Raw genomic sequence first — 13,926 nt, 5'->3', positions numbered from 1 at the left:
CTGCCGGGCTTTTTTGTTTCCAAGAAAAAGTATTAGCCTCTATTTCCATAATTTGAAGTAGAGGGGTTTTATGAGTTTTAGTGGTATTGCTGAGCAAATCAGTGCGCTTGTCGCGCAGTTTCCGATGACTGCAGTTATCGCAGGCGTTCTAACCTATGCATTTTTGGCAGGGTACAAACGTAACTACGATGGGAAATGGATAGCGGCTTTGCTGGTTTTATTGGTGCTCTGGGCATTTTTCCCACATGGCTATCACGCCATTTTCACTTCCGATATGCCGGAACTGCTCCTTGAACAGGCAATTCAAGCGCCATCGCAAAAGGCACTTTTCTTGGCTGACGTTATCTGGACGGTGCTTGGCGCTATCATTGGATGGGTGGCTTCTAGTAAATTTGGCCAGCACTAGTGATCTTGGACACCTGCGTCTCAGATTGAAGCAGCGTCTGAATGATGCAAAAGCCTCGCCTAGTGCGGGGCTTTTTAGTTTTCGCCGTTCGTCCATGCCTGGGCACTCGTGGTGCTCTGCCACCTCTCAAATTTAAGCGCGGGCATTTCGCGCGTCAGAACGGAGAGCGAGCATGGAAATTGACGAAAATGCGCCTGGAAACATTTCTCAGGCGCGCGTAACGAACACTACGGATAACGAAGCAGGCCATGATCCTAAGGTGAAAGACCCTGAAGTGTCGTTGCCTGCGGACGACGAAGCGCCTGTCGATGAAGATATGACGGACGTGGATGCCAACAACTCGGTGTCGAGTGAGCATCCCGCTCCTTAACGATTTCTTCCAATTACTGAGCCCGGTCATTTTGCCGGGTTTTTTCAGGGATGGATAACTGATAGGTTGCGTCTCCACGCAGGTTAACGGGAGGCGAGATTGAGTATCCATTCGGTCAAATCAAAAAAGATGAGCGGGAAGACGTTGTGGGCTGTGTTCGTAGGCACAATGAAAGTGGCCGGCCCCTTTGAAACGGAAGAGATTGCAGGAGCGTGGGCTAAGCGGCTAGACGATGAGCACTACGCTCGAATAGCTCTCAAGGCTGAAGAGTCTAGCGTCCCCACCCCGTGATAAAGAGTCCCGTCATCGAGCGGGGCTTTTTGCTTTTCGCTGGTTGTGAAATCATCCGCCCTTAATTTTATCGATGGGGCTTGTGATGGATCGTGAAACAACAATTGAAATCAGCAAAATGGCCGATGCGGTTGAAAAAATGGCAACGGATCATTTCTCGGACAGCCGATCCGCAGGGATGCCATTCGAGACAAACATTTCTTTCGGTGACGATCACCCCGAGCGTGCAAGGCTGATAGGTGAAGGATTGCGTCACAGTCTGTGCGAGGAATACTCCGCATCTCGCGTTCATGTGCGCTTGGTGGATACGAACTACCAAGTACGAATCGACTACGCATAGACCGCTGCGTTGTGTGACCGGAGATAAGCGCCGGGAAATATATACCTCTTCATGGCCTCTGCATTTGCAGGGGCCTTTTCGTTTTCGGCTCCTCCACACCCATCGCTCTGAGCTGGGAGTGCTTTTGGAGTCGGACCTATCACGCTCCCCGAAAGGGAGGACAGCCGGATGTCCAAAAACATGCCTGATAAAAACCCCGACTTCTGGGCCCAGGTTTGGCTTGTCCTGAGCAATCCGCTTTGGCAGGGCGCAATCATGGCCTCTACTGTCTCGTTTTTACGCGTGCTGTATGAGGGTAAAGAAGCCAACAAGTGGCGCGTAGTCCTTGAGGCGCTCATTTGCGGATCGTTAAGCCTTTCTGCCAGCAGCGTAATTGAATGGATGGCTTGGCCCTCCAGTCTGTCTGTCGCGGCCGGCGGCACTATCGGATTCATCGGCGTTACAGCGATTCGAGAGCTGATCATCAAGTTCCTCGGTCGCAAGGCGGACTCAGCATGAAAGCGTTCGCCGCTGCAGCAATCATCACGCTCGTTGCCTGCCTGTTGCTGGGCATCCAGCACTACCAGGTCATTGCACTCGAGGGGCAGGTGACGATCGAGGCCAAGGGCAAACAGGACGCCATCGCGGCCAACACCGAGAGCCAGGCGACAATCACCACCCTGCGCGCCGAAGCCCAACGCAACGCTGACTACCTGAAAGACCTGAACAAACGAATCAAGGCCAGCGAAGACAAAGCCAAAAAGGCGAGGAAAGACTTTGAAGATCTCAAGCGCAACAGCAAGCCTGTTCGTGATTGGGCTGCTCAGCCTCTGCCTGACGGCCTGCTCGGGAAAGCCAGCAGTGGTAACAAAGACCCAAGCAGTACGAATTGAAGCGCCTGAACTGATCCCCTGCGAACGGATTGACGCATCTGAGGCAGAGGCCGGGCTTCGCCTCAATGGCGATGTGTGGGAGTTGAAGGATCAAGCCATCAAGCTGCTGGACACGTGTGCCGACCAGGTGGACGCCCAGATCAAGCGCAGTCAGAGCAAGTAGTACGCGACACGTTTCGAGAATCAGCAAATTGTGTCGCGACATTGGAGAGAGCATGAGCAACGTGACCCGACTGCGCCACGCTCTGCCGATGAGCCCGGACATCAACAAGGCCGTCACCGATCTGGATAGCGCCATCGCCAAAGCGGTAGACGCTGCCAAGTCCGCCGGCCTACCTCAGGGCTTGGTCGTATCAATCTTGCACGGGCACGCCCAGGTGCAGACCAACATCATGGTGAGCTGAGCGCGTTACGACTCCTCGTACTCGCGATAAAGCTTTGCCAATGCTTGGTCGTATTCTTCTGTGCTGAGCTTGACCTTGAGCGCGGCCATTGTTTCGTATGCATTGGCTACGGCAGTCGCATCGCTTTTGTTCTTTCGTGCCGCCCATTCCCTGGCAGCCTGCGCTACCAAGCCTTCAGTGATGCGCTCGATCATTTCAATTCCTCTGTGAATAGATCAGACGTTAACCATAGACCAATCGACTTGGAAAAGGTGGCGGGTTGATGAAGCGACCTAGGTCACCAGCAAGGTGCACGAAGCACTGCCATACTCATGCGCTCAATTAATGGAGTGAATGAGCATGGCCTTTCCTGAACTCAATATGAGCGTTGCCGATCGAGCGCGAGACGCAAAAAGCGCCGCCGAGGAAATCCGGGGTTACGCGAGAAAAGTTATAGTTGCGTTGGCAAGCGAGTTTGCAAGCGAGGATGCAGAAACGTTTGGGGTGAATTTGGTGCATTCCGAGGACGGGCAATCGGCTCGGATTTCAAGCCCGTTTGGCGAGGCGCGCGCTAAATTATTGGTATTTCTTGATGCTGCCGGGCTTTACGGCCGCTACTCATTTGAGCGGAAGTTCACCGACAGCCTGGATCGAGACATCTGGAAAGAAGTTTATTTTCTGGACATCAGGGAGGATGGAACGATTATCTCGGAGTTCTCCGACGAAGAGTCCAATCGCTTTAGTGTGCCGCAATTTCGTCGGAATCAATACTTCACGCTTGCCCTCGCAATCACCACTGCTCTTGGAAGAAATCCTGCTGACCAGTTTGATGCTTTGTCCTCTAGTGCCCAGGGTATCCGCTAACAACAACCCCTTCACATATGTAGAACTTCAGGTGGGCTATGGACAGACCTATCCCGCCTGGGTCGCTGCTTGACCTGTCTCGGCAGCCCAACTTCGGCATACGCCTCACTCCAGCTCCGGAAGTATGGGAGTGGCTCCAAGCCGAGATACTTTCCGATACCGGCAGCATCCACAACGAAGACCATGCCCATCTGATCGACGCTGACATCCGAGTGATGTGGGCATCTGCTGCATTCAGCAAAAAGGACCGCACTGTGGTTGGCCAGGCCGAGCAGGTAGCGTTCCGCGCAGGTGGCTGGCAGAAAGCCCGGATGGAACAACAGATGATGGATTGGTTCGGCGATGTGCCGGCTTACATCATCACGCTGGCTGCTGATTACTGCGCCCAGTGTTCCGACGCTGACTTCTGCGCGCTGGTTGAGCATGAGCTCTATCACATTGCCCAGGCCAAAGATCAGTACGGCGCTCCCAAGTTCACCCAGGAAGGTCTGCCCAAGCTGGAGATGCGCGGTCACGACGTTGAAGAGTTCGTCGGTGTGGTCCGTCGCTATGGTGCGAGCCCTGATGTGCAAGAGCTGGTGGATGCTGCAAACAGTCCTGCTGAGGTGGGGAAATTGAACATATCGAGGGCCTGCGGAACCTGTCTGCTCAAGTCGGCCTGATTCTGGACAGGCTCTGGACGGATGAGAACTTATGGCAGTCCTGAAAAATGAGGTGAAGAGCTTCATCGTTCAGGCTCTGGCGTGCTTTGACACACCTTCTCAGGTGGTTGAATCCGTCAAGAACGAATTCGGCGTTGTGTTGAGCCGCCAACAGGTGGAAACACACGACCCAACTAAGACGTCCGGCAAGGGTCTGGCGTTGAAGTGGCAAACCCTGTTTCACGACACACGCAAGCGCTTCCGCGAAGAGACGGCTGAGATCCCGATCGCCAACCGAGCATTCAGACTCCGCGCTTTGGGGCGGTTCGTCGAGAAGGCCGAGACAATGAAGAACATCGCTTTGGCCATGCAGGTGCTGGAGCAGGCCGCGAAGGAAGTCGGTGACATCTACGTCAACCGGCACCGTAAAGATGAGCCGGACGAAGAGCCGGCAATCCCCACCCGCATTCAAGTTGACGTGGTGGATGCGAGGAAGCCGAATGCCGAGCCTTAACGTTCCGCAGGCTCTCTTCCTCACGCTGCCCCACAAGTTCCGCGCATTCGTTGCAGGGTTTGGCTCAGGAAAGACCTGGGTCGGATGCTCGGCGCTGTGCAAGCATTTCATGGAGTGGCCCGGCGTCAACGCTGGATACTTCGCACCCACTTACCCGCAGATCCGGGACATCTTCTATCCGACAGTGGAAGAGGTGGCCTTTGACTGGGGACTGAAGACCAAGATCAACCAGGCGAACCATGAGGTTCATATCTACAGCGGCCGGCAGTATCGCGGCACTGTGATTTGCCGGTCGATGGAGAAGCCGCAGACCATCGTCGGCTTCAAGATCGGCCATGCGCTGGTGGATGAGCTGGATGTGCTGACGTCGATCAAGGCGCAGCAAGCCTGGCGCAAGATCATTGCTCGGATGCGTTACAACCTGCCTGGGCTAAAAAACGGAGTCGACGTAACTACGACGCCGGAAGGCTTCAAATTCGTCTTCCTGCAATTCGTGAAGCAGCTCCGCGATAAGCCAAAGCTGAATGAGATGTACGGCCTGGTGCAGGCCAGCACGTTCGACAACGAGCTGAACCTGCCAAGCGACTACATCGAATCGCTGATGGAGTCGTATCCGCCGCAGCTGATCCTCGCTTACCTGAACGGCCAGTTCGTCAACCTGACGTCTGGATCGATCTACCACACGTACGACCGCAAGCTGAATCAGTGCTTCGACACTGTGCAGCCGGGCGAGACCCTGTTCATCGGCATGGACTTCAACGTCGGCAAGATGGCGGCGGTGACCCACGTCAAACGTGACCAGGGTCTTCCCCGCGCGGTGGATGAGCTGATGGATGGATACGACACGCCGGACATGATCCGTCGCATCAAGGAGCGCTATTGGGAGCACACCGGCAACGACTACAAGAAGACCTGCGAGATCCGAATCTACCCGGACGCCTCTGGTGATTCGCGCAAGTCGGTCAACGCTAGCGTCACCGATATCGCCATGCTCAAGCAGGCAGGCTTCACAGTCATCGCGCCGGCGGCCAACCCGCCTGTGAAGGATCGGATCAACGCCATGAACGCCATGTTCTGCAACGCGCAGGGTGAGCGGCGTTACTTGGTCAACCCGTTCACTTGCCCGACATACGCTGACGGCCTTGAGCAACAGATCTGGGCGCCCAACGGCGAGCCGGACAAAAGCCAGGGCAACGACCACGCCAACGACGGCGGCGGTTACTTCATCCACCGCGAGTACCCGATTATCAAACCGGTCACCGCTATCAAAATGGGATACGCCCGATGAGCAACGACGTCTCCTTCAAGCGGGCGGATTACATCGAAGTGCTGGAGCGTTGGGCTACCGTGCGCGATATCTGCGCCGGGCAGCACCGGGTGGTTTCTCGACTCCCTTACATCAACGCTCACGACAAGTCGCCTGAGAACGCCGACCGGAACAAGGCATATCGCGAGCGCGCCGTATTTAAGAACGCTACCGGCCACACCCGCAACGGCTTACTGGGTCTGGCCTTCCACAAAGACCCGACGCTCGATGTACCGAAGAAGCTGGAGTACCTACAGGACAACGCCAACGGATCCGGGGTGAGCATCTACCAGCACTCCCAAGGCACCCTGGAAAAAGTGCTTGAGGCTGGGCGCCACGGCCTGTACGTCGACTACCACCAAGATAATGCTGCTGGTGGTCACTCGGTGATCCTGTCGTACTGCGCCGAAGACATCATTAACTGGCGCACCGGCATGGTGAATGGTCACAACGTTCTGACGCTGGTCGTGCTGCGGGAGATGCTAGAGATTGAGGACGGTTTCGGATTCAAGGTTGTCGAGCAGTTTCGTGAGCTTGTGCTTGAGCCTGAAGGATTTGTCTGCCGAGTTTGGCGCCGGTCTGGGCCGAGAGGTGGCGGGCCACTTGAGGTCACGGACACATTTACTCCGGAGGGAATCACCGGTCGGCTAAAGGAAATCCCGTTCACCTTCGTCGGCGCGCAAAACAACGATCCGTCAATCGACGAGTCGCCGCTATACGACATCGCGATGATCAATCTGGGGCATTACCGCAACAGCGCCGACTACGAAGACAGCGTCTTCTGGTGTGGCCAGGCTCAGCCGTGGATTTCTGGCTTGGATGAGCAGTGGCGCGACTGGATGGAGAAGAACGGCGTTTACGTAGGCTCTCGGGCGCCGATGATGCTGCCTGTTGGCGGCGCATTCGGCTACGCACAACCATTACCGAACACCTTGGTCAGGGAGGCGATGAACGACAAAAACCAGATGATGATCGAACTGGGCGCTCGCATGGTCGTCGCTTCATTGGCGGCCAAAACCGCTACCGAGTCCCGTGGTGATCAGTCTGCATCGACGTCGGTGCTGGCCGGCTGCGTGGCGAACGTCAGCGAGGCCTATACCCGGGCAATCATGTGGTGCGGTCAGTACATGGGTGTCACCGACAAGGTTGCTTACCAGGTTAATCAGGAGTTCGTCGAGCTGACGGCTGATCCGCAGATGATCACGGCCTTGGTTGGCTTGTGGCAAAACGGCGGCTTCGCGAAGGCAGATCTGCGATCTTACCTGCGCAAACTGGGCTTGATTGCCCCGGAGCGCACGGACTTGCAGATTGATGGCGAGCTTCAAGAGCAGAGCGATGGCCTAGGCTTGGATGATGAGGTACCACCAAATGGCGGCAAACCAAGCAATCCTTGACGCCACGATCCGGCATGCGGTCTTCCTCGAAAAGCTGAAGGCAGGGGAGGTCGGCAAGTTTGCACCTTTCCTCAAGGAGATTGACCGCTCGATCCGGGACAGGCTCACCCAGTCGGACCTGACCGAGTACAACGTAAAGCGCCTGGAAGCGCTGCTGAAGGAAGTCGACAGCCTGCTGCTGGGCATCTTCGACCGCTACAGCGTGCAACTGAACCTCGATTTGATCGACATCGCCAACTACGAAGCTGAGTTCGAGGCCACAAGTCTGGCCAGGTCTGCGCCGGTCGGCGTGTCGCTTGATGTTGCGGCACCGACAGCTGCGGCCATCAGGGCGGCAGTGCTGACTAATCCGCTCAGCGTGCGTGGCACCGGCGGCGGGAAGCTGCTGAAGTCGTTCATCAAGGACTGGACCACTGCTGAGCGAGAGCGCGTCTCTGGCACGATCCGGCAGGGATTCTTCGAAGGGCAGACGAACTACCAAGTCATCCGCAACATTCGCGGCACCAAGGCGGCTGGGTACAAGGACGGCGTCCTGGCAACGACAAATCGCAATGCCAGCACCGTCGTGCACACCGCGATTCAGCATGTGTCGTCACAGGCTCGCATGGAAGTGGCCAAGGCCAACACGGACATCGTGGCCGAGATTGAAATGGTCGCCACCCTGGACAGCAAGACCAGCCAGCAATGTCGCTCGATGGACAAGCGGCGCTTTCCGGTCACCTCTGGGCCCAGGCCGCCGTTCCATCCAAACTGCCGCACAACGTTCATTCTGCTGACCAAACTCAGCGCGATGTTCGCCAAGGGCGCTACCCGCGCTTCTGTCGGTGCTGATGGGGCGGGTCAAGTCAGTGCGAGTCTGGATTACTACCACTGGCTTCAGCAGCAGCCGTCAGCGTTCCAGTACGTAGCTTTAGGGCCTGCCCGGGCCAAACTGTTCCGCGAAGGCGGTCTGAGTGTTCAGCGCTTCGCCGAACTGCAGCTTGATCGTAACTTTTCACCTCTGACCCTTGTGCAGATGAAAGGCCTGGAACCGCTGGCCTTTGAGCGTGCTGGATTGGTATAACGCCTTCAATCAATCGGAGGCGGCATGAAATATTTTATCGGGCTTGGATTGCTCATTGCGTGTGCCATCAGCGGTCTCTTGGGATTGACCATAGGTATAAACCTCAATGCGGAGTCAACGACAAGGTACGTACCGAATTGGGGTAGCCTGGGAGATTGGGTTGCAGGGGTGGGCGCATTTTTTGCGGTAGGTGTTGCTCTTTGGCAGTCGCATGTACAGCGGAAAGAGGATGTAGAGGAACTCAATATAGTTCAACGCCAGGTACGAGACCGCTGGCTCATTTCGGTTGTATCAAAAGGAAAGAGGCCTGCGAGAGTGCTGTGGGTTGGTTTTTACTCACGCAAGATCGACACGATTCTACCGATAAAGCGTTTCATTTTTCATGGGGACCAAGCGTCTCTACCTCAAACATTGAGCTTTGCAGAGAATATCGATTTCATGACGAAGCCTGAAATGTTTGAGGACTTGGCTATCAATGCTCTTCTTTCTTTTGATGATCTGGGAGATCTTGAGATTCAGGTGAAGACGACTCTGAGTGAGTTTAGGTCCCCCGTGTTAGAAGAAACCAAAGCGGCATTTCGTGCAGCGATACAGAAGAATTTTGACGCTGCACACGATCAGATCTCGAACGCCTAATTACTTTACAACTGAAATAAACACAGCCCTGGCAGTCGCCGGGGCTTTTTTATGCCTGCAAAGCGGGTAGACCAAACCCAAGGGGTGTATCAACGTGGCAGAAGAAAACGAAATCGACCTGGAAAACCCGGCAATCAAGGCCGCTATCGCGACTGCCGTTGAAGCATCCGTTTCAGGCTTGAAAACCAAAAATACGGAGCTGCTGGGCAAGCTGAAAGACACCACCGGCAAGCTGACCCAGTTCGAAACCCAGTTCGAAGGCATCGACATCGATGCCGTCAAAGGGCTGCTGAATCGGGCCGGGCAGGACGAAGAAACCAAGCTGCTCACAGAGGGTAAGGTGGACGAGGTCTTCAACCGCCGAACCGAGCGTTTGCGCGCTGATACCGACAAGCAACTGAAGGCCATCACCGCGCGCGCCGAGAAGGCTGAGACCTTCGCTGCCAAGTTCCAGGGCAAAGTCCTGGGCGACTCGGTGCGCGGCGCAGCACTTAAAGCCGGCGCTCTGCCGGAAGCAACCGACGACATCATCCTGCGCGCCAAGGGCGTGTTTTCACTGAATGAAGAGGGCGAAGCGATCGCCGTCGATGAGTCTGGCCAGACCATCCTCGGCAAAGACGGCAAAACCCCACTGACTCCGCTCGAATGGGCGGAATCACTGCGCGAAAGCGCACCTCACCTGTGGCCAAGGGCTTCAGGGACACAAGCCCCGGGCGGGGGTGGCGGCCAGGCTGCATTCAAACGCTCCGAAATGACCTCCGAGCAAAAGCGCGACTTCCAGCGCAAGCACGGCCAAACCGCATATCTGCAATTGCCCAAGTAAGGGGATTCACCCATGGCTACAACCGTTAATAGCGACCTGATCATCTACAACGATGAAGCGCAAACCGCGTACCTGGAGCGCGTCCAAGACAACCTCGATGTCTTCAACGCATCATCCAACGGCGCGATCGTTCTCGACAACGAATTGATCGAAGGTGACTTCCGTAAGCGTTCGTTCTACAAGATTGGCGGCTCGCTGGAGCATCGCGACGTCAACTCCGTTGGGAAGGTGACTGCGAAGAAGATTGGCGCCGGCGAAGCGGTTGGCGTCAAGGCTCCCTGGAAGTACGGCCCGTACCAGACCACCGAAGAGGCGTTCAAGCGCCGCGGTCGTCCGGTCGATGAGTTCTCCCAGATCATTGGGGCCGACGTGGCCGACGCCACACTGGAAGGCTTCATTCAGTACGCCACCGCCGCATTGCGTGCCGCTATCAGCTCCAACGCCGGCATGGTGGTAACCGCCAACATCGAAACCGACGGCAAGAAGACCTTGACCCGCGGCATGCGCAAATTCGGTGACAAGTTCGGCCGCATTGCTCTGTGGGTCATGCACTCCAGCGCTTACTTCGACATCGTCGACGAGGCCATTGCCAACAAGGTCTATGAAGAAGCCGGCGTCGTGATCTACGGCGGCCTCCCAGGCACCCTCGGCAAGCCGGTACTGGTGACAGACACTGCGCCGGCGGACGTGATCTTCGGCCTGCTGCCAAACGCCGTGGTGATCACCGAATCCCAGGCCCCGGGCTTCCGCTCGTACAACGTGGACGATGAGGAAAACCTCGGCATCGGCTACCGCGCCGAGGGCACCGTCAACATCGACGTGCTGGGTTACAGCTGGAAGGACGCCGTCGGCGGCGCAAACCCAACTTTGGCAGCCGTAGGCTCTGCGGCCAACTGGGTCAAGCACTCCGACAGCAACAAGGTCACCGCCGGTGTGATGATCACCCTGACGACCACGCCTTAAGGCTCACCCACGACAGCGGCCAGCAATGGTCGCTACGGAGATTTCCATGGAACTCATCTATTCCACTCAAAGCTCCGGCTTTGACCCAGACAAGCGCTATCGAAATCCGGAGCATTTCGACCGCCCGGAAGCAGGCGTAACCGGTGTTGTCGTCGTCGGCGAATGGCCGAAGGTGGTTGAAGGCTACGAGCATGTCGGCGTCGAAGTGACGGCGATAGAAGTAGAGTCTCGCCAAGTGCTGGTCGTTGGTGCTGGTGACAATCGTGCCGAATTAGAAGCGCTGATCGGCAAGTTGCAGATCGAAAGCGATACGGTCCGCGCTGTGATCGACGGCCTAGACACCGGCGTGATTGAAAAACCTGAAGCTGGTGAGCTCGCAATCCGCCTGTTTCATTCGCTCGACGGTATTCGCGTGCAGATGGTGGAGCTGGCCGGTGCACGCGATGGTCTCGCAGCGAAAAACGAGACGCTGCGCAACGAGCTCGCAGAACTGAGGGCAGGCGAGGGCGTGGAAGTCGAGGCCATGAAGGCTAAGCTCGAAGCTGCCGGCGTTCCCTACCGGGCCAACGCCTCGAAAGAATCCTTGGAAAAGCTCGTCGCTGATCTGCCCAAGGCGTGATACTGCTGGCTGTCGGTAAGCCGGCGGCCAATCATTCAAAACTCAATCCAGCGAGTCGATCCATGACACTCATCATCGAGGACGGCACCGGCAAGCCAGACGCCGAAAGCTACGCGAGCGCCGAGGACCTGGTCATGTACGCCGGCAAGTTCGGCGTGACCATCCCAGCGGGCGAGCCAGCGCAGGAAGCACTGCTTCGCCGGGCCGCCTTGGCAATGGATGGCAAGACCTGGAAGGGGCGCAAGACGGATGGCGATCAGGCTCTGGCCTGGCCGCGGCGGGGAGTTGAACTGGACTGCCAGATCAAGCCCGACAACTACCTGCCTGCGCGCATCCAGTACGGCCAGATGGCCTTGGCCGCCGAGATCCATGCCGACGACATCGACCCCATCGACAAGCGCAAAGGCGCTGTGACGCTTGAGCGTGTCGAAGGCGCCGTAACTCGCGAGTACGCCACGATCTCCAACACCAGCGGCCGACTTTTACCAGCAGCACCGGATCGACCGAGCGCCACGCAGTTTGCTGACTATTTGCTGAAGCGAGGTCTCTTTGCAGTTAGGGTATAAAAGAATACTGGCCATGATACAAAAATATCTTGATCGAGTTTGTTTTGGTGTATATCTTGGCGCCTCACTAAAGGAGCTGTGCCATGCTACCGAATCCAAAAAGCAGTAATTTCCGTTCAGCACTGCGAAATGCTCGAAAAGATGCGGGGCTCACTCTGACTGAACTCGCTGACGCTGCGGGAATTTCTAAAGTCATGCCAGGCCGATATGAGCGCGGCGAATCTCAGCCAACGATGTATACCTGGCAAGAACTCAACAAGGCGCTGTTTGAGGTTGACGACGAAGAGGTTGAGGCTGAAGCCAAGAAGCAAGATGTGGGTGAGTCTCTATCAGAGTCGACCCTTGAACAGATCCTTGAAGAGCTTAAAAGTCGAGGTTTTGGGACAGTGACTCTGTCCTACAGCTAACCAACAAGCCCAGCCATAGCGCTGGGTTTTTCATACTTGGAGCAACCATGGCCACCTTCTACGACGAAATGGCCGTGATGGCTCTGGAGATGATCACAGAGTTTGGCCAGCCCGTGATCATCCGAGCAATTACCGTGGGCGAGTACGACCCTGATGCTGGCAGCGCACCACCTGACACCTTCATCGATCAGACCGCCCAGGGCATCCTGCTCAACTTCACCGGCCAAGAATTCCAAACCAACAGCCTCATCAAGCAGGGCGATAAGAAACTCAAGATCGCCGCGCAGGGGTTGGCATGGGCGCCTGACCTATTGAACAAGGTGATCGTCCAAGGACGCACCTGGTCAATCGTCCCGCCGCTGAAAGAGATCAACCCGGCCGGAACGCCGATCCTCTACGAATTGCAGGTGCGGTCGTGAGCCGCGCCGGAGCAGGCCAGTACGGCAGTTTCGCCCTGAGCCTTGCCGAGTTTGCAGCACAGGCCACGGAAGCCATCGACGCGAGCCTGCGCGAGATCATCATCGAGGTCGGTAGCAGCGTTATCCGGATGTCACCGGTGGGCAACCCTGAGATCTGGGCACAGAACACGGTGGCCCATCAGTACAACAAGGCTGTGGACGATCACAACAACGATTTGCGCAGCGATCCGGCCAACCTGACGAAGGCTGGTCGACTTAAGCCTGGGCGCAAGCTGAACGACGGCATGGATATCGTTGCCCCTGACGGCTACGTCGGCGGACGGTTCCGGGCGAACTGGCACCTCTCCATTGATGTCGTCGAGAACGTGACCTTCGACGAGGTTGACCCGAGCGGCCAGGAGACGATTGCTGCACTGGTCTCGGCAGTCAGCGACTTCACCGCCGGACAGACTGCCTACCTCATCAACAACCTGCCGTACGCCATCCCGCTCGAGTTCGGACATTCGACCCAGGCACCGGGCGGCATGGTCCGCATCACTGTGGCCCGCTTCCAGCAGATCGTGCAGGAGGCCATCAGGAACAACCAGATATGAGCCACAACATCATTGCCTCAATCTACGAGGCCAGGCTGATTAACTGGGCGAAAGCTCTACCAGTCCCGCTAAAGGTCGTCGTCGAGAACGAGGCCTATACACCTGTGAGCGGCGCGACCTACCTGAAAGCATTCACGCTGCCAGCGGACACCGCGAGCAACACGCTTGGCGGTGACCACAAGCTGTATACCGGCGTGTTTCAGGTCAGCATCGTGACGCCTTCGGGCAAGTACCGCAGTGCGGCCGGCGCGCTCGCCGATCAAATCGCCACACTGTTCCCGCTGTACGAGCGGAACACCAAGGGTGCGCTGACCGTCGTGACGATGACACCGGTTGATCCCGGCCCCGGCATTCCAGACGACACCACCTATACGGTGCCGGTTTCGTTCTTGTACCGAGCCGACACCAACTGAATTAGCCCGTTGGGCAAACCCAGAACCCGCCATTGAGCGGGTT

22 protein-coding genes are annotated in these 13,926 nt (G+C 56.7%); 21 read left to right on the top strand and 1 reads right to left on the bottom strand.

Annotated features, from left to right (window positions below):
* The first annotated feature begins 70 nt into the window (after nucleotides 1-70).
* From ACA060_RS18565 to ACA060_RS18540, 6 genes are all read left to right on the top strand, one after another.
* The gene (locus tag ACA060_RS18565; protein WP_497312370.1) at nucleotides 71-406 is read left to right on the top strand and encodes a hypothetical protein; all 336 of its coding nucleotides are present in this window, start codon (nucleotides 71-73) and stop codon (nucleotides 404-406) included.
* A gap of 172 nt (nucleotides 407-578) precedes the next feature.
* The gene (locus tag ACA060_RS18560; protein WP_497312368.1) at nucleotides 579-776 is read left to right on the top strand and encodes a hypothetical protein; all 198 of its coding nucleotides are present in this window, start codon (nucleotides 579-581) and stop codon (nucleotides 774-776) included.
* Nucleotides 777-1,152: 376 nt separating this feature from the next.
* Nucleotides 1,153-1,407, top strand: coding sequence for a hypothetical protein (locus ACA060_RS18555; RefSeq protein ID WP_497312366.1), 255 nt, complete (start codon nucleotides 1,153-1,155; stop codon nucleotides 1,405-1,407).
* 180 nt (nucleotides 1,408-1,587) lie between these two features.
* Nucleotides 1,588-1,905, top strand: a complete 318-nt coding sequence (locus ACA060_RS18550; RefSeq protein WP_461989282.1) for a phage holin, lambda family — start codon at nucleotides 1,588-1,590, stop codon at nucleotides 1,903-1,905.
* Nucleotides 1,902-2,279 carry a hypothetical protein gene (locus ACA060_RS18545; RefSeq protein ID WP_497312364.1) on the top strand — a complete coding sequence of 126 codons (378 nt, stop codon included), beginning with the start codon at nucleotides 1,902-1,904 and terminating at the stop codon, nucleotides 2,277-2,279. Before ACA060_RS18550 ends, ACA060_RS18545 begins: the two co-directional genes overlap by 4 nt.
* Before the next feature lie 215 nt (nucleotides 2,280-2,494).
* Complete coding sequence (locus tag ACA060_RS18540; protein ID WP_497312362.1) at nucleotides 2,495-2,683, top strand: hypothetical protein; 189 nt, start codon at nucleotides 2,495-2,497, stop codon at nucleotides 2,681-2,683.
* Nucleotides 2,684-2,688: 5 nt separating this feature from the next.
* Here ACA060_RS18540 and ACA060_RS18535 read toward each other — a convergent pair whose 3' ends face one another.
* The gene (locus ACA060_RS18535; RefSeq protein ID WP_497312360.1) at nucleotides 2,689-2,877 is read right to left on the bottom strand and encodes a hypothetical protein; all 189 of its coding nucleotides are present in this window, start codon (nucleotides 2,875-2,877) and stop codon (nucleotides 2,689-2,691) included.
* A gap of 145 nt (nucleotides 2,878-3,022) precedes the next feature.
* Here ACA060_RS18535 and ACA060_RS18530 point away from each other — a divergent pair, with 145 nt between their 5' ends.
* The 15 genes from ACA060_RS18530 (at nucleotide 3,023) to ACA060_RS18460 (ending at nucleotide 13,883) form a co-directional block, all read left to right on the top strand.
* A complete protein-coding gene (locus ACA060_RS18530) occupies nucleotides 3,023-3,526 on the top strand; it encodes a hypothetical protein (protein ID WP_497312359.1) in 504 nt (167 codons plus the stop codon).
* A 38-nt stretch (nucleotides 3,527-3,564) separates the two neighbouring features.
* Entirely contained in the window at nucleotides 3,565-4,188 is a 624-nt protein-coding gene (locus ACA060_RS18525; protein ID WP_497312357.1) for a putative metallopeptidase, read from the top strand.
* Between the two features lie 31 nt (nucleotides 4,189-4,219).
* Nucleotides 4,220-4,681 (top strand): DUF2280 domain-containing protein, encoded by a 462-nt coding sequence (locus ACA060_RS18520; RefSeq protein ID WP_403098317.1) that lies wholly within the window; start codon nucleotides 4,220-4,222, stop codon nucleotides 4,679-4,681.
* The gene (locus ACA060_RS18515) at nucleotides 4,668-5,969 is read left to right on the top strand and encodes a terminase large subunit domain-containing protein (RefSeq protein ID WP_497312355.1); all 1,302 of its coding nucleotides are present in this window, start codon (nucleotides 4,668-4,670) and stop codon (nucleotides 5,967-5,969) included. Before ACA060_RS18520 ends, ACA060_RS18515 begins: the two co-directional genes overlap by 14 nt.
* Nucleotides 5,966-7,381, top strand: coding sequence for a DUF4055 domain-containing protein (locus ACA060_RS18510; RefSeq protein WP_497312353.1), 1,416 nt, complete (start codon nucleotides 5,966-5,968; stop codon nucleotides 7,379-7,381). The genes ACA060_RS18515 and ACA060_RS18510 overlap by 4 nt, the downstream gene beginning before the upstream one ends.
* Nucleotides 7,356-8,444 carry a minor capsid protein gene (locus ACA060_RS18505; protein WP_497312351.1) on the top strand — a complete coding sequence of 363 codons (1,089 nt, stop codon included), beginning with the start codon at nucleotides 7,356-7,358 and terminating at the stop codon, nucleotides 8,442-8,444. Before ACA060_RS18510 ends, ACA060_RS18505 begins: the two co-directional genes overlap by 26 nt.
* A gap of 24 nt (nucleotides 8,445-8,468) precedes the next feature.
* Nucleotides 8,469-9,080, top strand: a complete 612-nt coding sequence (locus ACA060_RS18500; RefSeq protein ID WP_497312349.1) for a hypothetical protein — start codon at nucleotides 8,469-8,471, stop codon at nucleotides 9,078-9,080.
* 94 nt (nucleotides 9,081-9,174) lie between these two features.
* Nucleotides 9,175-9,903, top strand: coding sequence for a beta-N-acetylhexosaminidase family protein (locus ACA060_RS18495; RefSeq protein WP_497312347.1), 729 nt, complete (start codon nucleotides 9,175-9,177; stop codon nucleotides 9,901-9,903).
* Between the two features lie 12 nt (nucleotides 9,904-9,915).
* Nucleotides 9,916-10,866 (top strand): major capsid protein, encoded by a 951-nt coding sequence (locus ACA060_RS18490; protein WP_123368076.1) that lies wholly within the window; start codon nucleotides 9,916-9,918, stop codon nucleotides 10,864-10,866.
* 46 nt (nucleotides 10,867-10,912) lie between these two features.
* On the top strand, nucleotides 10,913-11,485 hold the full coding sequence (locus tag ACA060_RS18485) for a hypothetical protein (RefSeq protein WP_497312345.1): 573 nt from the start codon (nucleotides 10,913-10,915) through the stop codon (nucleotides 11,483-11,485).
* Nucleotides 11,486-11,547: 62 nt separating this feature from the next.
* Complete coding sequence (locus ACA060_RS18480; protein WP_497312343.1) at nucleotides 11,548-12,051, top strand: DnaT-like ssDNA-binding protein; 504 nt, start codon at nucleotides 11,548-11,550, stop codon at nucleotides 12,049-12,051.
* Between the two features lie 83 nt (nucleotides 12,052-12,134).
* Nucleotides 12,135-12,458, top strand: coding sequence for a helix-turn-helix domain-containing protein (locus tag ACA060_RS18475; RefSeq protein WP_236530949.1), 324 nt, complete (start codon nucleotides 12,135-12,137; stop codon nucleotides 12,456-12,458).
* 47 nt (nucleotides 12,459-12,505) lie between these two features.
* Entirely contained in the window at nucleotides 12,506-12,877 is a 372-nt protein-coding gene (locus tag ACA060_RS18470; protein WP_497312341.1) for a hypothetical protein, read from the top strand.
* Nucleotides 12,874-13,470, top strand: coding sequence for a hypothetical protein (locus tag ACA060_RS18465; protein ID WP_497312339.1), 597 nt, complete (start codon nucleotides 12,874-12,876; stop codon nucleotides 13,468-13,470). Before ACA060_RS18470 ends, ACA060_RS18465 begins: the two co-directional genes overlap by 4 nt.
* The gene (locus ACA060_RS18460) at nucleotides 13,467-13,883 is read left to right on the top strand and encodes a phage tail terminator-like protein (RefSeq protein ID WP_497312337.1); all 417 of its coding nucleotides are present in this window, start codon (nucleotides 13,467-13,469) and stop codon (nucleotides 13,881-13,883) included. Before ACA060_RS18465 ends, ACA060_RS18460 begins: the two co-directional genes overlap by 4 nt.
* Nucleotides 13,884-13,926 lie beyond the last annotated feature (43 nt).

The organism is Pseudomonas sp. LBUM1671, assembly GCF_059695685.1.
The sequence above is the reverse complement of the archived record's forward strand: the minus strand, read 5'-3'. Positions and strand labels throughout refer to the sequence as shown.

What these genes read in the sequence shown, in the direction of transcription:
- ACA060_RS18555 (WP_497312366.1), top strand. Translation starts at nt 1,153, where the DNA reads ATGGATCGTGAAACAACAATTGAAATCAGCAAAATGGCCGATGCGGTT.
- ACA060_RS18560 (WP_497312368.1), top strand. Translation starts at nt 579, where the DNA reads ATGGAAATTGACGAAAATGCGCCTGGAAACATTTCTCAGGCGCGCGTA.
- ACA060_RS18540 (WP_497312362.1), top strand. Translation starts at nt 2,495, where the DNA reads ATGAGCAACGTGACCCGACTGCGCCACGCTCTGCCGATGAGCCCGGAC.
- ACA060_RS18525 (WP_497312357.1), top strand. Translation starts at nt 3,565, where the DNA reads ATGGACAGACCTATCCCGCCTGGGTCGCTGCTTGACCTGTCTCGGCAG.
- ACA060_RS18530 (WP_497312359.1), top strand. Translation starts at nt 3,023, where the DNA reads ATGGCCTTTCCTGAACTCAATATGAGCGTTGCCGATCGAGCGCGAGAC.
- ACA060_RS18545 (WP_497312364.1), top strand. Translation starts at nt 1,902, where the DNA reads ATGAAAGCGTTCGCCGCTGCAGCAATCATCACGCTCGTTGCCTGCCTG.
- ACA060_RS18480 (WP_497312343.1), top strand. Translation starts at nt 11,548, where the DNA reads ATGACACTCATCATCGAGGACGGCACCGGCAAGCCAGACGCCGAAAGC.
- ACA060_RS18515 (WP_497312355.1), top strand. Translation starts at nt 4,668, where the DNA reads ATGCCGAGCCTTAACGTTCCGCAGGCTCTCTTCCTCACGCTGCCCCAC.
- ACA060_RS18565 (WP_497312370.1), top strand. Translation starts at nt 71, where the DNA reads ATGAGTTTTAGTGGTATTGCTGAGCAAATCAGTGCGCTTGTCGCGCAG.
- ACA060_RS18470 (WP_497312341.1), top strand. Translation starts at nt 12,506, where the DNA reads ATGGCCACCTTCTACGACGAAATGGCCGTGATGGCTCTGGAGATGATC.
- ACA060_RS18500 (WP_497312349.1), top strand. Translation starts at nt 8,469, where the DNA reads ATGAAATATTTTATCGGGCTTGGATTGCTCATTGCGTGTGCCATCAGC.
- ACA060_RS18520 (WP_403098317.1), top strand. Translation starts at nt 4,220, where the DNA reads ATGGCAGTCCTGAAAAATGAGGTGAAGAGCTTCATCGTTCAGGCTCTG.
- ACA060_RS18510 (WP_497312353.1), top strand. Translation starts at nt 5,966, where the DNA reads ATGAGCAACGACGTCTCCTTCAAGCGGGCGGATTACATCGAAGTGCTG.
- ACA060_RS18535 (WP_497312360.1), bottom strand. Translation starts at nt 2,877, where the DNA reads ATGATCGAGCGCATCACTGAAGGCTTGGTAGCGCAGGCTGCCAGGGAA.
- ACA060_RS18460 (WP_497312337.1), top strand. Translation starts at nt 13,467, where the DNA reads ATGAGCCACAACATCATTGCCTCAATCTACGAGGCCAGGCTGATTAAC.
- ACA060_RS18475 (WP_236530949.1), top strand. Translation starts at nt 12,135, where the DNA reads ATGCTACCGAATCCAAAAAGCAGTAATTTCCGTTCAGCACTGCGAAAT.
- ACA060_RS18485 (WP_497312345.1), top strand. Translation starts at nt 10,913, where the DNA reads ATGGAACTCATCTATTCCACTCAAAGCTCCGGCTTTGACCCAGACAAG.
- ACA060_RS18505 (WP_497312351.1), top strand. Translation starts at nt 7,356, where the DNA reads ATGGCGGCAAACCAAGCAATCCTTGACGCCACGATCCGGCATGCGGTC.
- ACA060_RS18550 (WP_461989282.1), top strand. Translation starts at nt 1,588, where the DNA reads ATGCCTGATAAAAACCCCGACTTCTGGGCCCAGGTTTGGCTTGTCCTG.
- ACA060_RS18490 (WP_123368076.1), top strand. Translation starts at nt 9,916, where the DNA reads ATGGCTACAACCGTTAATAGCGACCTGATCATCTACAACGATGAAGCG.